Annotated in this window: 21 protein-coding genes; 14 read left to right on the top strand and 7 right to left on the bottom strand. The window is 69.5% G+C overall.

The features are described 5' to 3' along the window. The first annotated feature begins 102 nt into the window (after nucleotides 1–102). Both IG98_RS0110560 and IG98_RS0110555 read left to right on the top strand, forming a co-directional pair. Complete coding sequence (locus tag IG98_RS0110560) at nucleotides 103–1,461, top strand: S8 family peptidase (protein WP_030909179.1); 1,359 nt, start codon at nucleotides 103–105, stop codon at nucleotides 1,459–1,461. 228 nt (nucleotides 1,462–1,689) lie between these two features. Next, nucleotides 1,690–2,181: a nitroreductase family deazaflavin-dependent oxidoreductase gene (locus IG98_RS0110555; protein WP_211263930.1), complete on the top strand. Its 492-nt coding sequence runs from the start codon at nucleotides 1,690–1,692 to the stop codon at nucleotides 2,179–2,181. A gap of 49 nt (nucleotides 2,182–2,230) precedes the next feature. Here the strand turns inward: IG98_RS0110555 and IG98_RS54240 are convergent, their stop codons facing one another. After that, complete coding sequence (locus IG98_RS54240; RefSeq protein WP_281178458.1) at nucleotides 2,231–2,686, bottom strand: SDR family oxidoreductase; 456 nt, start codon at nucleotides 2,684–2,686, stop codon at nucleotides 2,231–2,233. 274 nt (nucleotides 2,687–2,960) lie between these two features. Between IG98_RS54240 and IG98_RS0110545 the strand changes: the two genes are divergently transcribed. The 3 genes from IG98_RS0110545 to IG98_RS0110535 all read left to right on the top strand — a co-directional run bounded on the left by IG98_RS0110545 (nucleotide 2,961) and on the right by IG98_RS0110535 (nucleotide 6,281). After that, complete coding sequence (locus tag IG98_RS0110545; RefSeq protein WP_211263929.1) at nucleotides 2,961–3,242, top strand: hypothetical protein; 282 nt, start codon at nucleotides 2,961–2,963, stop codon at nucleotides 3,240–3,242. Nucleotides 3,243–3,444: 202 nt separating this feature from the next. Then, nucleotides 3,445–5,943, top strand: coding sequence for an excinuclease ABC subunit UvrA (locus tag IG98_RS0110540; RefSeq protein ID WP_051751953.1), 2,499 nt, complete (start codon nucleotides 3,445–3,447; stop codon nucleotides 5,941–5,943). Nucleotides 5,944–6,047: 104 nt separating this feature from the next. Beyond that, nucleotides 6,048–6,281, top strand: a complete 234-nt coding sequence (locus IG98_RS0110535) for a hypothetical protein (protein WP_030909164.1) — start codon at nucleotides 6,048–6,050, stop codon at nucleotides 6,279–6,281. Between the two features lie 31 nt (nucleotides 6,282–6,312). On the opposite strand, the gene IG98_RS44715 is transcribed toward IG98_RS0110535, so the two are convergent. Then, the gene (locus IG98_RS44715; RefSeq protein ID WP_051751952.1) at nucleotides 6,313–6,846 is read right to left on the bottom strand and encodes an MFS transporter; all 534 of its coding nucleotides are present in this window, start codon (nucleotides 6,844–6,846) and stop codon (nucleotides 6,313–6,315) included. Here IG98_RS44715 and IG98_RS0110525 point away from each other — a divergent pair. Beyond that, nucleotides 6,845–7,150 carry a MarR family transcriptional regulator gene (locus IG98_RS0110525; RefSeq protein ID WP_051751951.1) on the top strand — a complete coding sequence of 102 codons (306 nt, stop codon included), beginning with the start codon at nucleotides 6,845–6,847 and terminating at the stop codon, nucleotides 7,148–7,150. The two genes, IG98_RS44715 and IG98_RS0110525, sit on opposite strands and share 2 nt — an antisense overlap. 57 nt (nucleotides 7,151–7,207) lie before the next feature. Here the strand turns inward: IG98_RS0110525 and IG98_RS0110520 are convergent, their stop codons facing one another. Continuing rightward, entirely contained in the window at nucleotides 7,208–7,951 is a 744-nt protein-coding gene (locus IG98_RS0110520; protein WP_245651484.1) for an ABC transporter permease, read from the bottom strand. Then, nucleotides 7,948–8,829 carry an ABC transporter ATP-binding protein gene (locus tag IG98_RS0110515; RefSeq protein WP_084195248.1) on the bottom strand — a complete coding sequence of 294 codons (882 nt, stop codon included), beginning with the start codon at nucleotides 8,827–8,829 and terminating at the stop codon, nucleotides 7,948–7,950. The genes IG98_RS0110520 and IG98_RS0110515 overlap by 4 nt, the downstream gene beginning before the upstream one ends. 76 nt (nucleotides 8,830–8,905) lie before the next feature. On the opposite strand from IG98_RS0110515, the gene IG98_RS0110510 reads away from it, so the two are divergent. Beyond that, entirely contained in the window at nucleotides 8,906–9,556 is a 651-nt protein-coding gene (locus IG98_RS0110510; protein WP_037969796.1) for a TetR/AcrR family transcriptional regulator, read from the top strand. Nucleotides 9,557–9,645: 89 nt separating this feature from the next. Continuing rightward, on the top strand, nucleotides 9,646–10,617 hold the full coding sequence (locus IG98_RS0110505) for an ion transporter (protein WP_342666803.1): 972 nt from the start codon (nucleotides 9,646–9,648) through the stop codon (nucleotides 10,615–10,617). An 11-nt stretch (nucleotides 10,618–10,628) separates the two neighbouring features. Here IG98_RS0110505 and rpsD read toward each other — a convergent pair whose 3' ends face one another. Further along, nucleotides 10,629–11,243: a 30S ribosomal protein S4 gene (rpsD, locus tag IG98_RS0110500; protein WP_030909143.1), complete on the bottom strand. Its 615-nt coding sequence runs from the start codon at nucleotides 11,241–11,243 to the stop codon at nucleotides 10,629–10,631. Nucleotides 11,244–11,331: 88 nt separating this feature from the next. Here rpsD and IG98_RS0110495 point away from each other — a divergent pair, with 88 nt between their 5' ends. Continuing rightward, nucleotides 11,332–12,057, top strand: a complete 726-nt coding sequence (locus tag IG98_RS0110495; RefSeq protein WP_030909140.1) for a DUF2470 domain-containing protein — start codon at nucleotides 11,332–11,334, stop codon at nucleotides 12,055–12,057. A gap of 213 nt (nucleotides 12,058–12,270) precedes the next feature. Here IG98_RS0110495 and IG98_RS0110490 read toward each other — a convergent pair whose 3' ends face one another. Further along, nucleotides 12,271–12,849 (bottom strand): ClpP family protease, encoded by a 579-nt coding sequence (locus IG98_RS0110490; RefSeq protein ID WP_030909137.1) that lies wholly within the window; start codon nucleotides 12,847–12,849, stop codon nucleotides 12,271–12,273. A 426-nt stretch (nucleotides 12,850–13,275) separates the two neighbouring features. Here IG98_RS0110490 and IG98_RS0110485 point away from each other — a divergent pair, with 426 nt between their 5' ends. Further along, nucleotides 13,276–13,470 (top strand): CsbD family protein, encoded by a 195-nt coding sequence (locus tag IG98_RS0110485; protein WP_030909134.1) that lies wholly within the window; start codon nucleotides 13,276–13,278, stop codon nucleotides 13,468–13,470. An 87-nt stretch (nucleotides 13,471–13,557) separates the two neighbouring features. On the opposite strand, the gene IG98_RS0110480 is transcribed toward IG98_RS0110485, so the two are convergent. Further along, on the bottom strand, nucleotides 13,558–13,863 hold the full coding sequence (locus IG98_RS0110480) for a hypothetical protein (RefSeq protein WP_030909131.1): 306 nt from the start codon (nucleotides 13,861–13,863) through the stop codon (nucleotides 13,558–13,560). A gap of 97 nt (nucleotides 13,864–13,960) precedes the next feature. Between IG98_RS0110480 and IG98_RS0110475 the strand changes: the two genes are divergently transcribed. From IG98_RS0110475 to IG98_RS0110460, 4 genes are all read left to right on the top strand, one after another. After that, nucleotides 13,961–14,326 carry a hypothetical protein gene (locus IG98_RS0110475; RefSeq protein ID WP_030909128.1) on the top strand — a complete coding sequence of 122 codons (366 nt, stop codon included), beginning with the start codon at nucleotides 13,961–13,963 and terminating at the stop codon, nucleotides 14,324–14,326. Nucleotides 14,327–14,682: 356 nt separating this feature from the next. After that, on the top strand, nucleotides 14,683–14,949 hold the full coding sequence (locus IG98_RS0110470) for a hypothetical protein (protein WP_030909126.1): 267 nt from the start codon (nucleotides 14,683–14,685) through the stop codon (nucleotides 14,947–14,949). A 287-nt stretch (nucleotides 14,950–15,236) separates the two neighbouring features. Further along, nucleotides 15,237–16,769, top strand: coding sequence for a S1 family peptidase (locus IG98_RS0110465; protein WP_030909123.1), 1,533 nt, complete (start codon nucleotides 15,237–15,239; stop codon nucleotides 16,767–16,769). 180 nt (nucleotides 16,770–16,949) lie between these two features. Then, entirely contained in the window at nucleotides 16,950–18,167 is a 1,218-nt protein-coding gene (locus IG98_RS0110460) for an ABC transporter substrate-binding protein (protein ID WP_084195247.1), read from the top strand. Nucleotides 18,168–18,182: the final 15 nt, after the last annotated feature.

The following is an 18,182-nucleotide window of genomic DNA, read 5'->3' as shown; positions in this document are numbered from 1 at the left end:
GGTGGTGTGGAGCCTGATAGAGGGTGGTTTCAGCGGCTGGACGTGCTCAAGGTGGATGCAGGAATGTGGTGGGATCCGATCCCCCGAGTCCCGGTGGTGCACATGCGAGTCCTGCTCCAGCTCCGCCCCTCCCCCGACGTCGTCGCGGCCGTGGCCGACCCCTCGGTGAGCACGGCGGCGGCCGACGTCGCCGACCCGCTGCCGGGGGTCGTCGTGGACCCCTCCTTCTCACCCGTCGTCGTCCCCCGCCCGGTGCCCGGCGCCGGAGGCGACCCTCTCTCGCTCAACCAGCCGCTGACGTTCTCCTTCGCCGCCGACGAGGCCTCCGTCCTGGTCCGCGGGGAGATCTCCGACGACGAGACATCCACCCGGATCACTCTGCTGCCCACGCTCCGCCCCGACGTCGTGGGCGTCTTCGCCGACCCGATGATCGAGCGGGGCCTCACCTGCGGCGGCACGCCCCCGGTGGGCGACTGGCGTGACGTGGAGCGGCTGCTCCGCGTCGCCGAGCTGTCCGGTGACGGCCTCGACGGCTCGGGCGTCGCGCTCGCGGTGCTCGACACCGGGATCAACTCCGCGCACGTCGCCCGGCACCTCGGCCGCGATGTCACCGTCGACGAGCGACGCAGCTGGAAACCGTCGGGGGTGCAGGGCAGGGCGGGTGAGTTCCCTGTCGACCACGGCACGATGTGCGCCTTCGACGCGCTCATCGCCGCCCCGAGGGCGTCACTGATCGACGTGCCCGTGCTGCTCTCCCGGCGCCCCGGTGGCTCGGCCCTGGACGGCCTGCTGTCGGACGCGGTGGCGGCCTTCGCCCACCTGCGCACCGTCCTGGAGGCCCAGCCCGCCGCTTCGCGGTCCCTGGTCGTCAGCAACAGCTGGGGCTCCTTCTCTCCCAGCTGGGACTTCCCCGTCGGCCATCCCGGCAACTACTCCGACAACCCGGCCCACCCGTTCAACCTGATCGTCTCCAGCCTGGAGCGGGCGGGCGCCGACGTGCTGTTCGCCGCGGGGAACTGCGGGCGCGACTGCCCCGACGGCCGGTGCGCGTATCCGGACCGGCCGATCACCGGCGCCAACTCCCACCCACGCGTCCTGTCGATCGGCGGCGTCGACACCCGTGGCGAGCGGGTCGGCTACTCCTCTCAGGGGCCGGGCCGCCTCGTCGCCCGCAAGCCGGACCTGTGCGCCTACACCCACTTCTCCGGCTCCCGGGCCTTCGGCGACGACGAGGCGGACTCGGGCACCTCGGCCGCGTGCCCCGTCACCGCCGGCCTGGTCGCGGCAGTGCGCACCCGGTGGCCCTCCTCCCGCCTGTCCCCCGCCCAGCTGCGCACCCTGCTCCGGCGCACCGCCGACGACCGGAGCGACATCGGCTTCGACCACGACCACGGCTACGGCGTCGTCGACGCCGCCGGAATCCTCGCCTCGCTGCGACGCCGCGCCGAACGCGCGCTGTGAGGCCATGCTCCTGATCACCGTACGGCTCCCGCCCGACGCGACGCTCGCGCGGGCCGGATCGAGCCGTACGGTCCCCCGGCCGGCACCACGCGCGAGGAGGGCCTGGTCCATGAAGATGTCGTGGACGCCTCCCGCTGCCGAACGTCCGAGCCCGAGCATTGACCTAGCGCTTGCTACGTCTTACGGTGGGACGCACGCCGGATCGGGGCGAGAGATTGCGAGACCGCTGTGGGCCGACGCCTCATCGGGATGCTCAGGCCGTTCGTCCAGTGGCTGTCGGCGACCGACGCCTTCGCCAGGATCGCGCCCGGGATCGTGCCCGGAATGGACCAGGCCGCGCACCGCCTGACCCGGGGCAGGGTCGTGCTGAGCGACCAGATGCTGCCCACCCTCATCCTCACCACGACCGGCAGCAAAAGCGGCGAGCCGCGCGTCGCGCCGGTCTCCTGCCTGCCCGAGGAGGACGGCGGCTTCCTGCTGGTCGGCTCCAACTTCGGCCGCCCGAACCACCCCGCCTGGAGTGGCAACCTCATCGCGACCCCGGAGGCCACGGTGAGCTTCCGGGGCCGGGTGTCACCGGTCACCGGCCGCCTGCTGACGGGTGACGAACGGGCCGACGCCTGGGCGCGGCTGGTCGGGGCCTGGCCGGTCTACGAGCGCTACACCGAGCGGGCGGGCGACCGCGAACTGCGCGTCTTCCGCCTCTCTCCTCGCCGCTGACCGGCCACGCCTGCGGCGCCGTCGACACTCCCGGGCGGGATCTGATGTTTCATGCAGGTGTAGATGCCTTTGAAGCTTCGGTGAGCTCGGTGAGCGGTTTGACAGGCTGTTCGACGCCGGCGTCGTCGAAGGCGATGTCGATGCGCCCGAACTGGCCGATCACGGTGTCCAGAACCACCCGCACGTCGTCGTCGCCGGTGGCGTCGCAGGTCACCGCCGGCGCCCGGCCGCCCTGTGCAACGATCATGCGGATGGTGTCCTCGTTGTCGCCGGCGGTGACGTCGGCGACCACGACGGCGGCGCCTTCGCGTGCGAACGCCAGGCCCGGTGAGGTGGCCGGTACCCACCAAAGGCGCTGATGAAAGGTGTACTGGCAGGGTGCCCCTCCGCCGCGGGATGCCGCTTGACCTGGCAGATGTGGACCATGCCGCTGAGATCGCGAGTTCCCGGCCTCACGCCGCGCCAAGATCGGCCCGCAGGAAACGAGGCTGCCCTCCTCCGGCACCCGCCGGGCGCCTACCGCGCTCCTCGCGCAGGCGATGGTGTTCCGTAAGGGGATCTCCTACCGGAACACCCACGAACGGCCGCCACCCCGGCCGCGAGACCGGGGGCGTCATCGAGACCACGTGACCGACCGCTCGCCGATCTGGGCGGCTACCGACAAGTCCAACGGATGAAAAAACATGACACAAGACGTCGGGTTTTAGATCGATCATGGGTTCACCGGTCGGCGCCGATGGGGGCGTGGACCGGAGCCCCACGGATAGACAAGGACCGCGATGCGCGAAACACCAGAAGATCTCAAAGAGCTTCGAGCTCCCCTCGACGCCTCGCTCTCCCGCTCCACCTCGCACCTCCGCTCGATCATCAACAGCGAGCGCACCCTGACCGCGGAGCAGCTCACCGGGGTCCTCACCGGCATGTGCCCCCTCGCCCTGTCCACCGTGACGGCGAAGGGCGAGCCGCGGATCAGCGGTGTGGACGGGCACTTCCCGCGCGGAAAGTGGCACTTCGGCACGGCGCGCAACATCGACAAGCTCACCGCGGTGTCCCGGTCCTGATCCGCAGCACGGGCCGCATCGAGACCGGCCACGTGCTGAGAGACCTGGTGAAGCGGCCGCTCAGCACCATTGTGACGAGCGGCCACCGCGTAGTGGCGTGATCGGTTTGTTCGGCATGGGTGGGGTGCCTGTCCGCCCATGTTCTGCTGTGTTACGAGAGGATGGACGAAGGTTGACTGCGTTCGTACGGGACGTTGCGAGTATGGGGTACGAGGCCATCGAGGTGGTGGGGGCTCGTACCAACAATCTGCGGGACGTGTCGGTGAGCATCCCCAAGGGGCGGCTCATCGCCTTCACCGGAGTGAGCGGCAGCGGCAAGACCTCACTGGCCATCGACACCCTGCACAACGAGGCCCAGCTGCGGTATCTGGAGGGGCTTTCGCCGTTCGTGCGGCAGTACATCACCCAGCGCAATCGGCCGAAGGTCGACCGCATCCTGGGACTCGGCGCGACGCTCGCGGTCGATCAGCGCCGTCTGAACCGCAACCCCCGGTCCACGGTCGCGACGATCACCGGTATCGACGGACATCTGGGGCTGTTGTACTCGCGCCTTCCGGGGATCGGCGCGGACCCGGCGGCGGAAAGTGGGGACGGGCATCTGACGACCGCTCATTTTAACCGCAATACGCCGGAAGGGAGCTGTGCGGACTGCCACGGAGTGGGCGGGCGCTGGCAGGCGCAGGAGGACCTGGTCATCACCGATCCGGAGCTTCCACTCTTCGCGGGGGCCTCGCCCTGGTACGCGAAGTGGCGGTCGGGGGAGCACGCGTTCGTACCGGCGCTTGCTGAGAAGCGGGGTGTGGACCTCGGTCGGCCATGGCAGTCGCTGCCTGAGGAGTTCCGCCGCTGTGTGCTGTACGGCACGGGTGAGGAGAAGGTCGAAGCGACCGTCGACATGTCGAACAAGAAGGAGACGGTCTCGGTGACCTACACCTCGAGCCAGCCGCTGCGGGGCGCGCTCGCCGAGGTGGAGCGGGTGTTCGTGAACGCCCAGACCTCCAGCGCCAAGCAGCGCTACCTGCCGTACATGCGCAAGCAGCCGTGCGGCACCTGCGGCGGCAGCGGGTACGACCAGGTGGCCCGGTCCGTGCGGCTCGGCGGGCTGACCTATCCCGACCTGCTCGAGGTGGATGTACGGGAAGTGCGCAGCTGGGCGGAGCTCGTGGCCGGCGGCCTGGACGCCCGGCAGCGCGAGGTGGGTGAGCCGCTGCTGCAGGACCTGGGCCGCAGGCTCGGGATCCTCGACCGGCTCGGCCTGGCCCATCTCCTGCTGTCCCGGAGCGCGGCGACGCTGTCCGGGGGTGAGTTGCAGCGAACCCGGCTCGCCGCGCAGCTCAGCACCGAGCTGAGCGGCATCATCTTCGTCCTGGACGAGCCCGGGACCGGACTGCATCCGGCGGACAAGGCGCACCTGCTCGATATCGCCCTGGAGCTACGCAAGGCCGGCAACACGGTGCTCCTGGTCGAGCACGACCCTGAACTGATCGCCCGGGCCGACTGGGTGATCGATATGGGGCCCGGCGCGGGCCGCCTCGGCGGTGAGATCCTGGTGTCGGGGCCTCCCGCCGACGCGGCCGCCCACCCGGAGTCGCTGACCGGGCGCTATCTGGCCGGTAAGGGGCCGCGGCTGCGCCGGACCCGGCGTCCGGCCGGGGATGACACCGGCTGGGTGGAGCTGCACGGCCTGCGTGCGCACAACGTGACCGCGGACCTGGTGCGTTTCCCCGCCGGTCGGCTCACCTGCCTGACCGGGGTGAGCGGCAGCGGCAAGAGCAGCCTGCTCGGCGCGCTCGCGGCGAGCGTGGAGGCCGCCCTGAACGGGACGGCGACCGACACGGTGCGACAGGTGACCGGTCTGGAGGGGTTCGACTGGGTCGCGGTCGTCGATCAGGAACCGCTCGGGCGGACGCCGCGGTCGAACCCGGCCACCTACAGCAAGGCGTTCGACATTGTCCGCAAGCTGTTCGCCGAAACCGACGTGGCGTGCGGACGCGGGGTCAATGCCTCCTGGTTCAGCTTCAACACCGCGGGTGGCGGCCGCTGCGAAACCTGCACCGGTTATGGCCGCAAGCTGGTCGACATGCACTTCCTGCCGGATGTGTGGGTGGTCTGCGACGCGTGCGAGGGTCGGCGCTACAAGCCGGAGGCTTTGGAGATCAGGTATCAGGGGCTGGCCATCGATCAGGTGCTGGAGCTGACCGTCGCCGAGGCTGTGGAGCGGTTCTCCGAACCCCGGCAACTCGCGGAAACCCTGGGAGCCTTGAACCAGGTCGGGCTTGGCTATCTCCAGCTCGGCCAGAGCGCCACAGAGCTGTCCGGCGGTGAGGCGCAGCGGCTGAAGCTGGCGTCCGCGATCCAGCGCGGTGCAGCGGGCCGCAAGGCCGGCCTTGTCGTTCTCGACGAACCCGTCTCGGGCCTGCACCCGTCTGACATCCAGCGTGTGGTGGATGCGCTCGATGTGTTGCTCGACTCGGGCAACACCGTCGTCGTGGCCGAACATGACATCCCCGTCGCCGCGTCCGCGGACTGGGTGATCGATCTGGGGCCGGGAGCCGGTCCGGAAGGGGGTGCGGTGGTCGCGGAGGGCACCCCGGACGCCGTCGCGACCGCGGACACCCCGACCGCCGGTTTCTTCCGGCGGTACGCGGCGGGCCTGCCGCTCCTGGAAGTGGAGGAAGCTGTCCTCAGCCCCAGTGCCTGACGCTCAAGTCGTTGGTCCCGCGATCAAGCTCGTTTGGGGCTCATGACACATTTCTTACCGGCACCCCTCGTTGCGGCGCCGCGCCGAACGCGTACCGTGAGGTCATGCTCCTGATCACCGTACGGCTCCCGCCCGACGCGACGCTCGCGCAGGCCATGCGGCACCTGAGGCTGCCGGAGGAGGAGGTCGACACCGGCTACGGCCTGGTGCTCATCGACCCCGATCAGGGCCTGTACGGGCTGCGGGTGACCGAGGCCGCGGCCCGCCGCGTCGATCCCGCGGCGGGCGAGGGCCCCTACGCCGATCCGAGGATCGAGCCGTACGGCCCTCCGGCCTGAGCCTCCCGGAGGCCCCGGAGGTCGTCGTGTGTCAGAGCCGACCGGGGGCGCGGCGCGTGCCGCCGGACCGGCCCGGCCACCTTGAGGTCGGCCCGCGGGACGGGATCGCCGGATCTCCTTGCTCCGGCTCCGGGCGGAACATCAGGCCCGCTCCCTGGCGACCATCGGCCAGCAGCCCGCCGACCACCAGACCCGTCCCTCCTCCGGCTCCGACGATGCCGGAGACCAGGCCCATCGCGAACGGAAGCCGTTCACGGGGCAGCGCCTCGCGCAGGATCGCCATCGACAGCAGCACCACCGCCAGTGCCGCCCCCTGGACGACGCGGGCGGCGATGAGCTGGCCGATGTTCTGGGCGAGCGCCGCTCCGGCCATCCCGACCGCGTAGGCGACGAGCACGGCGGTCATCACTCTCCGCCTGCCGTACGGGTCTCCCATCCGGCCGAGGAGCGGGGTCAGCACGGCGCTGGAGAGCAGGAAGGCACTGAGGATCCAGGCCGACCAGGTGGGGGTGGTGCCCAGCTCGCGCTCCAGCAGCCGCAGGGCGGGAACCACCACGGTCGGCATGACCGATCTCAGCCGGTTCCTGCACCTGGAGAGGTCCAGCCTCACCGGGCTCGTGGATCGGGTGGAGCGTCGCGGTCTGGTCGCCCGGGCCCGTGACGCCCGCGACCGGCGCGCCTGCCAGGTCGCGTTGACCGACGAGGGCACGCGGCTCGCCGTCGAGGCGCACCGCGACGTGACCGTGCGCCTGGACGCCCTGGCGGGTGAACTGCCGGACGCCGACAGGGATCGGCTGACGTCGGTCATCACGCGGCTTCTCAGCCGGCACGGTGCGCTGCTGGGACACCCCCGCGACCTGGCCCGCTGAACGCGTACCGCCAGGCCGGGTTCGTGGCGGAGGAGCGGTATCCGGCGATCTCGACGGTCAGGCGTTCTCTCGGTTGAAGACGCGGGTGCCCACCAGGACACAGAGCACGGAGAGGACCGCGGTCACGGCGATGCCCGCGACCACGGTCGTCGTCGCGTAGTGGCCGACGAACAGCTCTCGTATGGCCTCCAGCACGTAGCGGAACGGCGTGAGGCGTGACAGCGTGTCCAGCCAGCCGGGCGCCATCGACATCGGCAGGAACGCGCCGGACAGCAGGACCAGCGGGACCACCGCCGTACTCATGACCGGCGCGAACGCGTCGGGATCCATGACGAGCGCGATCGCGTTGGAGAGCGCGGCCAGGCTGACCCCGAGCAGCGTCATCAGGGCGAGCGCGAGCAGCACGCCGGGGAGCGCCGCACGCAGGCCGAAGGCGTAACCCACCGCGATCAGCATGATCGACTGGATCAGCAGGGTGAGCGAGCCGGCCAGCACCCGGCCGAGCAGCAGCGAGACACGGTGTGCCGGGGTGACCCGCAGCCGGTCCAGCACACCCGCCCGGGCGTCGAACACGATGCCGAAGCCGGACAGACCTGCACTGAACAGCCCGACCTGGATCAGCAGGCCGGGGATCAGCGTCTCCCAGGTGCCGATCGTGGCGAACAGCGGGCCGAACAGCACCAGGTAGAGCAGGGGTTGCAGGACCCCGAAGACGATCCCCGCCTTTTGCCGCAGGGAGATCCGGACGTTGTGCCGGAAGATCAGCCAGGTGTCGCGGACGATGCCCGTCGAGCCTTTCACCGCTCCTCACCCGCCGCGCAGACCCCTCGCCGCTCGCCTGCCGTTCCAGCGGTGAGCGCCGAGCCCTCGGTCGTTCGGTCGGCGGCACAGGCTTCGAAAGCCGTTACGCCTGCCCGGCTGGGACCGCCGGGCGGCTCACCGCCCGGCGGATCGTCTCTCAGCGAGCGGCCGGTGATGGACAGGAAGACATCGTCGAGGGTGCCGGTGCCCCCCTTGAGCTCGACCGGGGTGCCCTGGGCGACGATCACCCCGTGGTCGATGACGAACAGACGGTCGGCGAGCATGTCCGCCTCTTCGAGATAGTGCGTGGTCAGGAAGACCGTGAGGCCGGCATCGTCGCGCAGGTCTCTGATCCGGTCCCAGAGGACGGCCCGGCTCTGGGGGTCCAGGCCCGTGGTGGGCTCGTCAAGGAAGAGCAGTGGCGGGTTGTGAACCAGCCCGAACGCGAGGTCGAACCGGCGGCGCTGGCCACCGGAGAGAGCCCCGCCCGGCCGCTCCCGCAGTGCGGTCAGTTCGAGTCGGCCGAGCACCTCGGCGACCCGGTCCCGCGCCTCGGCCGGGCGCATGCCGTAGAGCATCGCGTGGAGTTCCAACTCCTCCCCCACCGGGTTCGCCGGGGCGATCCCGCCCCCCTGGGACACGTAGCCGATGCTCCGCCGCACGCCCCTCGGGTCGGTGATCAGGTCGTGCCCGGCAACCGTGGCACTGCCCCCGGTGGGACGGAGCAGTGTGGTCAGCATGTGCATCGTGGTCGTCTTTCCCGCGCCGTTGGGACCGAGGAACCCGACGATCTCCCCGGCCTCCACCGTCAGGTCGACGCCCCGGACGGCCTCGACACCGCCGGGGAAGGTCTTGCTCAGAGCTGATGTCTTGATCATTTGATCGCCTCCATTGGTAAAGTAACACCAAATTTGGTGTCACTGCAAAATTTATCCGACCCCATAGAATGACCTCATGAGCGAGGGCCTGCGTGAGCGCAAGAAACGGGAGACCAGGCAGCGCATCTCCGACATCGCCATGTGGCTGTTCGTGACGAACGGCTTCGACAACGTGACGGTGGCCGAGGTGGCCAGAGCCGCCGACGTGTCGGTCAACACGGTCTTCAACTACTTCAGCACCAAGGAGGACCTGCTCTTCGACCGGCAGGGGGAGGTGGAGGACCTGCCAAGCAGGGTCGTCCGGGAGCGGAGGCCGCGGGAGAGCGCTCTACAGGCGCTGCGCCGCGACTTCTTGGACGCACTCGACAGCCGGCACCACCGTTACGGCTTCCACGAGGGGAGTGACGCCTTCACCCGCATGGTCGCCGAGAGCCCGTCCCTCAACGCCCGGATCAGGGAGATGAACGCGGCGCGCGAGCAGGCCCTGGCCAGGACACTCGCCGACGAGACCAACGCCGACCCGGACGACCTCACCCCCGCGTTCGCCGCCGCCCAGATCTGCGCGGTACTGCACAGGCTGATGACCCATGCCGTCCAGCGCATGCTCGCGGGCGAAGACCTCAATGCCATCGCCCCCGACCTGCGACGGCAGGCCGAGCGTGGCTTCGAACTCCTGGAGTCCGGCATCGGCGACTACTGCGCCGGGCCGCGGAGCGCCCCGGAGTGACCTGACCCGCCTTCCCGGCGGAGCCGGACCGTCGACAAGGCGTTACGATCTTGCCTTGTCCTTGGCCCTCCGACCCCCTGGAGCCCTCCGTGTCGACGCGCGAGCGTCTCCGCACCCTGCTGGAAACCTCCCGTTTCCAGCAGGTCATCACCGCCATCATCGTGATCAACGCGGCCACACTCGGGTTGGAGACCTCGGCCACGGCCGTCGAGCGGTACGGCACGGCGCTCACCGTGATCGACCATCTGGCGCTCTACATCTTCGTCGCCGAACTGGCCGTCAAGCTCTACGCCCAGGGCTGGCGATTCTTCCGCAACCCGTGGAACCTGTTCGACGCCGCGATCGTGGCGGTCTCGCTGCTGCCCACCGCGGGTGGACTCTCGGTGCTGCGGGCGCTGCGGATCCTGCGGGCGCTACGGCTGATCTCCGTGGTGCCGAGCCTGCGCAGGGTGGTGACCGCGCTGCTCACCGCGATGCCGGGGATGAGCTCGATCGTGCTGCTGCTGGGACTTGTGCTCTACGTCGCGGCGGTGATGGGCACGAAGCTCTACCACACCACCGCTCCTGAGTATTTCGGCGACCTGCCCACCTCGCTGTTCACCCTGTTCCAGATGATGACCGGGGACGCCTGGTCCGACATCACCCGCGAGGTGATGGTCGAGCACCCGGAGGCGTGGGTGTTCTTCGTGGTGTTCATGCTGGTGTGCACGTTCGTGGTGCTGAACCTGTTCATCGCGGTGGTGGTCAGCGCGATGGAGGAGGAGCACACCGAGGAGTCCGTGCAGGCGACCACGGAGTTGGGGAGAACGGTGCTCGCCGAGTTGGCCGCGCTCCGGGCCGAGGTGCGGGAACTGCGGGACCAGGTCCCCGCGACGCGCGGCAGCGATCCGGGTACGGCCGCGAACGGCAGGCCGGGAGACAACGGCGCGGGGAGCAACGGCGCGAGAAACAACGGTACGGGAAGCAATGGTGCGGGAGGCAACGGCGCGGGGAACAACGGCGCGGAAGGCAACGGCGTGAGAAAGCCCGCCACCCGGAAGGTGGCGGGCCGGCGCCGCTGACCGGCGTCGGGTCAGCGCGAGTAGAACTCCACCACGAGCTGTTCGTCCACCGGGACCACGACCTGCTCGCGCAGTGGGCGGCCCAGCAGGGTGAACCGAAGCTCGGCGTGGTCGACGCCGAGATAGGCGGCGCCCCTGTCGTCCGCGTACACCCCCTCGGAGGCGGCGACGAAGGGTTGCATCCGGCGCGACTTCTCGCGCACCGCGACGACCTGGCCCGGCCTGACCAGATAGCTGGGAATGTCGACCTTGCGGCCGTCCACGGTGATGTGACCGTGGGCGACGTACTGCCGGGCCGCGTAGATGGACGGGGCGAGGCCGGACCGTAGCACCAGGGAGGCCAGACGCGTCTCCAGCAGCACCACCAGCTCGGCGCCCGCACGGCCACCGCCGCGCAGCGCCAGGTCCCAGTAACGACGCATCTGGCGCTCGGAGACGTCGTAGTACCAGCGCAGCTTCTGCTTCTCCATCAACCGCAGCCCGTAGTCACCGGTCTGCCGCCGGTTGGTCTTGCGACCGTGCTCACCCGGCGGGTAGGGGCGCTCCTCGAAGTATCGGACGGCCTTGCGGGTCAGCGGCACGCCCGCCCGGCGGGACAGACGCACCTTCGGTCCGGTGTAGCGCATGCTCGCTCCTCTATGGTTAGGTTTACCTTAGTTAGGCAAGGCTAATCTTATACAGCAGTTTCTCCCCGACCTCAAGGAGAGCCGGTCCATGCCGCCAGTCATCGCCCCGCCGATCCCCGAGCGGGTCCGCACCCTCGCCGCCGGCGCCGCTCCCACCCACGTGTCCATCGCCGGAGACACCAGCCCCGCGCTGCCCGCCAGAGGGGGCGTGGACACCGCCGGCCGGCCGGTGCTGCTCGTCCTACCGGGCGATCCGCTCTATGACGCCCGAGATGAGCCCGTGGTGACCGTGGACCTGACGTCGAACCGCTCACTGGGGAAGCACGAGCTCTCGCGCGGCCTGCTCAAGGTGCAGGGATGGGCACAGGCCGTGCCCGTGGCCGAGGTACGGCGGACCGCTGTGGCGATCGCCGAGCGCTGCCCCGACGAGGCGCTGTTCGAGGTGCTGGAGGGGACGGACGGCCCCAGGCTGCTACGTGTCGACGTCAGCAGGGTGATCTATCTGACCGGCCCCGAGTCAGGTGTGCTGGACGCCGAGGAGTATCTCGGCGCCACCCCCGACCCGCTGATGGGCGAGGCCGAGCGTATGGTCCAGCACGTCAACGGCGCCCATCGCAGGCAGTTGGAAACCGCACTGGGCTCCCTGCTCGCCGAGCCGGTGCCGGGGGCCTGGCTCTGGGAGCTCGACCGCTTCGGCGCGACGGTCCGCTGCGGCGTCGAGGACCCGACTCTGATCCGGCTCCCCTGGCCCTCGCCCATGACCGACGCCGAGTCTCTCGAGCACGCCGTACGCTGCCTACTCTGCCACCGTTGACGGAGCGGCCGAGTACGCCGGTCAGCGGCCGGAAAAGGCCGGCCGAACAGCCGGGGAAGCGCGGAGGAAGCGTTCGAGAACGACCGACGGCGCTTTACCCCGTGGCCTCATTTCCGGCAGCGGCCGGAAATGAGGCCACGCTATTCCACGCGGAGCGCGGGCTCGCTCTCCGTGAAAACCATCCCAGGTGAAAATCGCCTCGGGAACGGAATATCACTTCTCGGACACCACCTCGCTGGTGTTCCTGATGACCTGGTCGACGAAACCGTAGTCCCTGGCCTCGGTGGCGGTGAACCAGCGGTCGCGGTCCCAGTCCTCCTCGATCCGCTCCAGCGGCTGGCCGGTGTGGAAGGCGATCCGCTCGCGCATCATCTGCTTGGTGTAGAGCATCTGCTCGGCCTGGATGGCGATGTCGGCAGCCGTACCGCCCAGCCCCCCGGAGGGCTGATGCATGATCACTCTGGCGTGCGGCAGCACGTAACGCTTGCCGGGCGCACCCGAACAGAGCAGGAACTGCCCCATCGACCCGGCGATGCCCATGGCCACGGTGGCGACGTCGTTGGGGATGTACTGCATCACGTCGTAGATGGCCATGCCCGCCGACACCGAACCGCCGGGTGAGTTGATGTAGAGCCAGATGTCGCGCTGTTCGTCGTCGGCGGAGAGCAGGAGCAACTCCCCGCAGATCCGGTTGGCGACCTCGTCGTTCACCTCGCTGCCGAGCACGACGATCCGCTTGCGCAGCAGCCGCTGGTACAGCTGGTCTTCGGGGACGATCTGGGGACCGCTCATGTTCTCCACCTACTCCGAACCCGAGGTTTGCGAATAACGAACACCCGTGACCATAGCCCCGCCCGGAAGCATGATTTCCGTTCGTTCGCTGTGAGCGCTTTCCGCTGAAAGCAGAGAACCGATCATTTCGTTTTTACGCCGGAGACGGCGGTCTCACTCGCGAGGCATGGATGTCCCCCCCCTCATCGCGCGACGTCCGAGGGCGATCTCGCCACACATGACGCTCACCACACCGTCTCCGCCCCTTACGCCGGCGCGGTGCGCCCCGGACCGGATTCCAATGGCCCGCCCGTGCCGCGGAGGCGTTGTCACCGGCCGATCGGCGCCGAGTCCGGCCGGGTCCGGGCATCGGACATGTTTACTTCCTCCCACAGCGGAGAAAGGGATTGCGTGGACCAAACTCCACATAACGGGAGGAATTACATCATGGGTGCCGACGACAAGCTTTCCAACAAGGCGCAAGAGGCCAAGGGCAAGATCAAGGAAGGCGTGGGCCGCGCCACCGGCGACGAGCGCCTTGAGGCCAGCGGCAAGGACGACCAGGCCGGAAGCCGCTTCAAGCAGGCCGGCGAGAAGGCGAAGGACAGCGCGAAGAAGGTCAAGGACGCCTTCAAGAGCTGACCCACGACCACCCCGTGGCGGGGGTCCCGGCCTTCCGGGGCCCCCGCCGCCATGTCCGGTCCCGCCTCGAAGGGACGGACGGGGCCTTTAGGAGGCGGGGCCGACCTCCGGCTCGGGGGACCCGGACCTCTCCCTGTCCTCCGCCTCGTCCTTCGCGTCCTCGACGCCCCGCTCGGCCTGGCTCACCCCCTCTGCACCCTCCTCTCCCGGAGTGCGGCGCACGTCGTCCGGATCCGCCAGGAGCGGCCGCTCGGGGAAGGTGGTGTCCGCTCCCGACCGCTCCGCCACGATCCTGGTCTCGCCGTCGGCGCCTCGTGGACCGGCGGGAGGCAGGGCCTGTTCCGAGACGTCGCGCTCCGCCGTGTTCTCGTTCACCTCAGGGTTGTCGGTCATGCCAAGCCTCTCCCCTGGCAGGGGCCGAATATGTCGCCGGACAGGACATCGAGCCGGTGAGCGGGGTAGTGGGAATCTCGACGAAGGGAGCAGGGGCATGACAGTCACCCGATTTCATGATCTGCCGCTGGCCGATCACGACAGGGAGTGGGACAGCGAAGCGGCCGACCGGCGCGTTCGCGCGTGGGCCGGCGCGGAGGAGGAGCCCAATGCCCGCTACCGGGAGGCCCACCTCTGGTACGACGGTGACGAGCCGGAGAACTTCGGAAGCTACAAGCTGCCCGTCGCCGACGTGATCGACGGCGAACTCAGGGCGGTTCCGCGTGCCGTGCACGCCGCGGCGGCGATCATGAATGGGGCGCGGGGCGGGATCAAGGTGCCGGCGGAGGACGTCGGCAGGATCAAGTCCCACCTGGCCAAGTACTACGCGAAGATGGGCGAGCCCCCTCCCTGGGAGCACTGACCCGATCGCGCGTCTCGCGTTCGGTTTCGCCCCGGCCCGACGGACACCGCCGCCGCTCTGAGCCGGCTCCGGCAGAGCCCTCGCCGACGTAACCGGGGGCGGGTTCGCGGCCCGCTTCGGCCCATGGTCACCGCGGCACGCCCCTGCCCGACGTCGCCGGTACCCCCGTGACGGCCCGTACGCGCCGTGGCAGGGCATCGGACCGCGAAGACCAGACCGGGAGTGCCCCTGTCCGGTTCCGCGCACCGGTGCGCGGAACCGGACAGGGGCACTCCACTCGTCGCGTGAAATGCGAGCCCGGACGCTTGACGAGGCGACATCCGGGTACAGGGGGCGTTCGCGACCAAGGAGAGAGTGTGACTTCCGAAGAACAGCTGCCCGAAGAGACCTCGGCGACCGGGAAGCCCATGGTCGGTGCGACCCCGCGCGATGTGGCCCACATTCGCCTGGGCTCGTTCGCCCTGGTAGCGGTGATCGCCCTGGGGGTGCTCGGCCTCGTGGCCGGTATCACCTGGCTCACCGTCGTGATGGCCGTACTGGCCGTGATGGTGATCGTGGACATCGCCCTCGCGGTGCGCCGCCAGTCGCACGCCGCCCCGAACACGACGGCGGAAGCGGGCTGAGCCGCCGCGCACGATCCCGCGAGGCCGCCCTGCCCCATGAGCGGTGCCGGCATCGGCCGCGTCCCGGTGACGGCGGACGGCCGTCACCTCGGCGCAGCCGACGAGCAGCCGGATGACCGGGCCACGAGCGGACCTCAGCTGAAATCACCCTCCGCGTGGCGCGCGGCGTTGAGGCCTTGACCGGCAACGGCTGGATTAGCATGGCGTCGCCCACATCGCATGATCAACCTGCGATACGTGGTGTTCTCCCCCCTCACGCCCGGAAAGCCGAGGTCGAGGAGAGACCCATGTCCCGCAGACACGCCATCACCACGGGATGCGTCCTAGTGATCACCGCGCTCACGCCGACGCCCGTCCCGGCCATCGCCCAGGTCCTGGCCGCGAACGCTCCCGCCGTCCCGGGCGCCTGGAAACCCCCGGCGGGCATGATCGAGGCACTCCAGCGCGACCTGCACCTCACCAAGGAGCAGGCCCAGACCCGCCTGGTCAACGAGACCCGCCTGGCGACGGTCGAGGCGGACCTGCGCGGAAAGCTCGGTGCGCGCTTCGCCGGTTCCTGGTTCGTCGGAACCGTCGCGCAGCGACTCGTGGTCGCCACCACCTCCGAGGCCGACATCCCCCAGATCGTCGCCACCGGCGCCCGAGCCGAGATCGTCACCCGCTCCCTGTCGGACCTGATCGCCATCAAGAACCAGGTGGACAGCACTCCGGCCGCCCACAAGGACACCGGAGCCGTGCGCTACATCGACGTGCGGACCAACAAGGTGGTCGTCCTCTCCAAGGATGTCGCGGTAGCCTCGAACGCCCTGGAGGCCTCCGGCGCGGACCCGGTCGCGGTGAAGGTGGAACCCTCCGACGAGACCCCTCGCCTGCTCGACGACCTCGTGGGCGGTAACGCCTACTACATCGGCACCACGGAGCGCTGCTCGATCGGCTTCTCGGTGACCCGTAGCCCCCAGAACGGTTTCGTCAGCGCCGGTCACTGCGGCAAGCAGGGCGACACCACGAGCGGCTCCAACTGGAGCGCCCAGGGCGTCTTCCAGGGGTCGGTCTTCCCCGACAGCGACTACGCCTGGGTCTCGGTGAACGCCAACTGGACCCCCAAACCCGCGGTCAACAACGGCTCCGGCGGCACCGTGCCCGTCGCCGGCGCCAGGCCGGCCATCGAGGGCGCCTCGGTCTGCCGGTCCGGCTCCACCACCGGCTGGCACTGCGGCACCATCCAGCAGCGCGACACCAGCGTCACCTACCCCCAGGGCACCGTCTACCAGTTGGCCCGTACCAGTGTCTGTGCCGAGCCGGGCGACTCGGGCGGCTCGTTCATCTCGGTGGACCAGGCCCAGGGGGTCACCTCCGGCGGCTCCGGTGACTGCACCTCGGGGGGCGTCACCTACTTCCAGCCGGTCGCCGAGATCCTCTCCGCCTACGGCCTGACCCTGACGACCGTGGGTGCGAGCACCCCCCCTCCTGGCACCACCCCTCCTGGCACCACCCCGCCGAGCGCATCCCCCTGCACCGGCTACCCGAAGAGCGCCACCGGCAAGCTGAACGACGGCCAGTCCGCCTACCAGCCGAACAACAGGTACTACCAGACGGCGGCCCCCGGCCAGCAGTCCGCCTGCCTGGACAGCGATGACAACGTCGACTTCGACCTCTTCCTCCAAAAATGGAGCGGCACCAACTGGGTCACCGTCGCCACCTCCGACAGCCCCGGACCCGACGAGCGGATCAACTACACCGGCACACGCGGCTACTACCGCTACCGCGTGACCTCCGCGAGCGGCTCCGGCTCCTACACCCTGAGGTACAAGACGCCCTAGGGTCCCGTGCCGTGGACGCCCCGTCGCGACGGGGCGTCCACGCCCCGCTCCCCGGGGAGCACACCTCACGAATGACCCACACCTCTCTCTCCTCCGTGTTACCAAAGCGTTTCTCAAGGGGACTGAACTTTTTTCACACCTTACATTATCCTCCGTTGCACCCCCCAACAGGAGGAAGAAATGATCAGGAGAGTCACAGGGGCCGCGGCGGGCATGGCGCTGCTGGCCGGGCTTGTCGCATGCGGCGGCGACAACGGGACGGCCTCGGAGGCCACCACACTGACCTACTGGATGTTTCAGGACCGCACCCCGCAGGCGGGGGAGGTCGTCGAGAAGCTGCGCACCGACTTCGAGAAGGCCAACAACGTCACCGTCAAGATCGTCAAGATCCCCAAGGACGACTACAACACCAAGCTGGGCAGCGCCGTCGCCGCCGGCACCGTCCCCGACGTCGGCATCCTGGACCAGCCGCTGGTGGCCAGGTACGCACTCGACGGCACCGTCAGCGAGATGCCCGCCGGCACCGTCGACGAGAAGACGTACTACGCGGGTGCCCTGAACACCAACAAGGTGAACGACAAGATCTACGGCCTGCCGCTGGACCACACCGCGGTGGCGCTCTTCCACAACAAGAAACTGGTGCCGACGCCGCCCAAGACCTGGGACGAGCTCAAGCAGACGGCCGCGAAGGTCCACCAGGACGATCCAAAGATCGCGGGCATGGTGGTGCCCAAGGGTGACGGCTACGGCGGCTGGATGTGGCCCGGCTTCCTCGCGGGCGCCGGCGGCTCCCTCGTCGACGAGAAGGACAAGAAGATCCTGTTTGACCAGCAGCCCGGCGTCGACGCGCTCCAGCTCTGGGTGGATCTGCTGCCGTCCTCCCCCAGGGCGATCACCGACTCGGACAAGGCCTTCGAGAACGGCCTGGCCGGCATGATGATCTCCGGCCCGTGGGACGTGGCCAACATCAAGGAGCAGTTCCCCGACCTGGAGTTCGGCACCGCCCCGCTGCCGTACAAGACCGAGCCCGCCGGCAACATCGGCGGCGAGAACGCGGTGGTCTTCAGTAAGGGCAAGAACCCCGAGCTGGCGTGGAAGTGGCTCACCTTCCTGACCAACGCCGACAACAACACCGCGCTGGCGCAGGCGCTGGGGGGCTTCCCGACCAATGTGGCGGCGGCGGAGAGGGACGCGGCCACCTTCGGGCCCGACCAGGCGGCCTTCCTGGAGCAGCTCAAGGTCGCCCATGCCAGGCCGGCCCTGCCGGAGTGGATCCAGATCAACGACGAGATCATCGCTCCCGCGATCGAGTCCGCGCTGAGCGGCAAGGTCACCTCCCAGCAGGCGCTGACCGAGGCGGCGACCAAGACCCGCGCGCTGCTCGGCTGGAACGGCTAACGCGAAAGCGAGGCA

The organism is Streptosporangium amethystogenes, assembly GCF_000721075.1.
GTDB lineage: Bacteria > Actinomycetota > Actinomycetes > Streptosporangiales > Streptosporangiaceae > Streptosporangium > Streptosporangium amethystogenes.
The sequence above is the reverse complement of the archived record's forward strand: the minus strand, read 5'-3'. Positions and strand labels throughout refer to the sequence as shown.

Coding starts and splice junctions, on each gene's coding strand:
- IG98_RS0110485 (WP_030909134.1), top strand. CDS start 13,276: ATGGGTGCCGACGACAAGCTTTCCAACAAGGCGCAAGAGGCCAAGGGC.
- IG98_RS0110510 (WP_037969796.1), top strand. CDS start 8,906: ATGAGCGAGGGCCTGCGTGAGCGCAAGAAACGGGAGACCAGGCAGCGC.
- IG98_RS0110545 (WP_211263929.1), top strand. CDS start 2,961: ATGCGCGAAACACCAGAAGATCTCAAAGAGCTTCGAGCTCCCCTCGAC.
- IG98_RS0110515 (WP_084195248.1), bottom strand. CDS start 8,829: ATGATCAAGACATCAGCTCTGAGCAAGACCTTCCCCGGCGGTGTCGAG.
- IG98_RS44715 (WP_051751952.1), bottom strand. CDS start 6,846: ATGCCGACCGTGGTGGTTCCCGCCCTGCGGCTGCTGGAGCGCGAGCTG.
- IG98_RS0110540 (WP_051751953.1), top strand. CDS start 3,445: ATGGGGTACGAGGCCATCGAGGTGGTGGGGGCTCGTACCAACAATCTG.
- IG98_RS0110475 (WP_030909128.1), top strand. CDS start 13,961: ATGACAGTCACCCGATTTCATGATCTGCCGCTGGCCGATCACGACAGG.
- IG98_RS0110480 (WP_030909131.1), bottom strand. CDS start 13,863: ATGACCGACAACCCTGAGGTGAACGAGAACACGGCGGAGCGCGACGTC.
- IG98_RS0110535 (WP_030909164.1), top strand. CDS start 6,048: ATGCTCCTGATCACCGTACGGCTCCCGCCCGACGCGACGCTCGCGCAG.
- IG98_RS0110460 (WP_084195247.1), top strand. CDS start 16,950: ATGATCAGGAGAGTCACAGGGGCCGCGGCGGGCATGGCGCTGCTGGCC.
- IG98_RS0110465 (WP_030909123.1), top strand. CDS start 15,237: ATGTCCCGCAGACACGCCATCACCACGGGATGCGTCCTAGTGATCACC.
- IG98_RS0110560 (WP_030909179.1), top strand. CDS start 103: ATGCGAGTCCTGCTCCAGCTCCGCCCCTCCCCCGACGTCGTCGCGGCC.
- rpsD (WP_030909143.1), bottom strand. CDS start 11,243: ATGCGCTACACCGGACCGAAGGTGCGTCTGTCCCGCCGGGCGGGCGTG.
- IG98_RS0110490 (WP_030909137.1), bottom strand. CDS start 12,849: ATGAGCGGTCCCCAGATCGTCCCCGAAGACCAGCTGTACCAGCGGCTG.
- IG98_RS0110495 (WP_030909140.1), top strand. CDS start 11,332: ATGCCGCCAGTCATCGCCCCGCCGATCCCCGAGCGGGTCCGCACCCTC.
- IG98_RS0110525 (WP_051751951.1), top strand. CDS start 6,845: ATGACCGATCTCAGCCGGTTCCTGCACCTGGAGAGGTCCAGCCTCACC.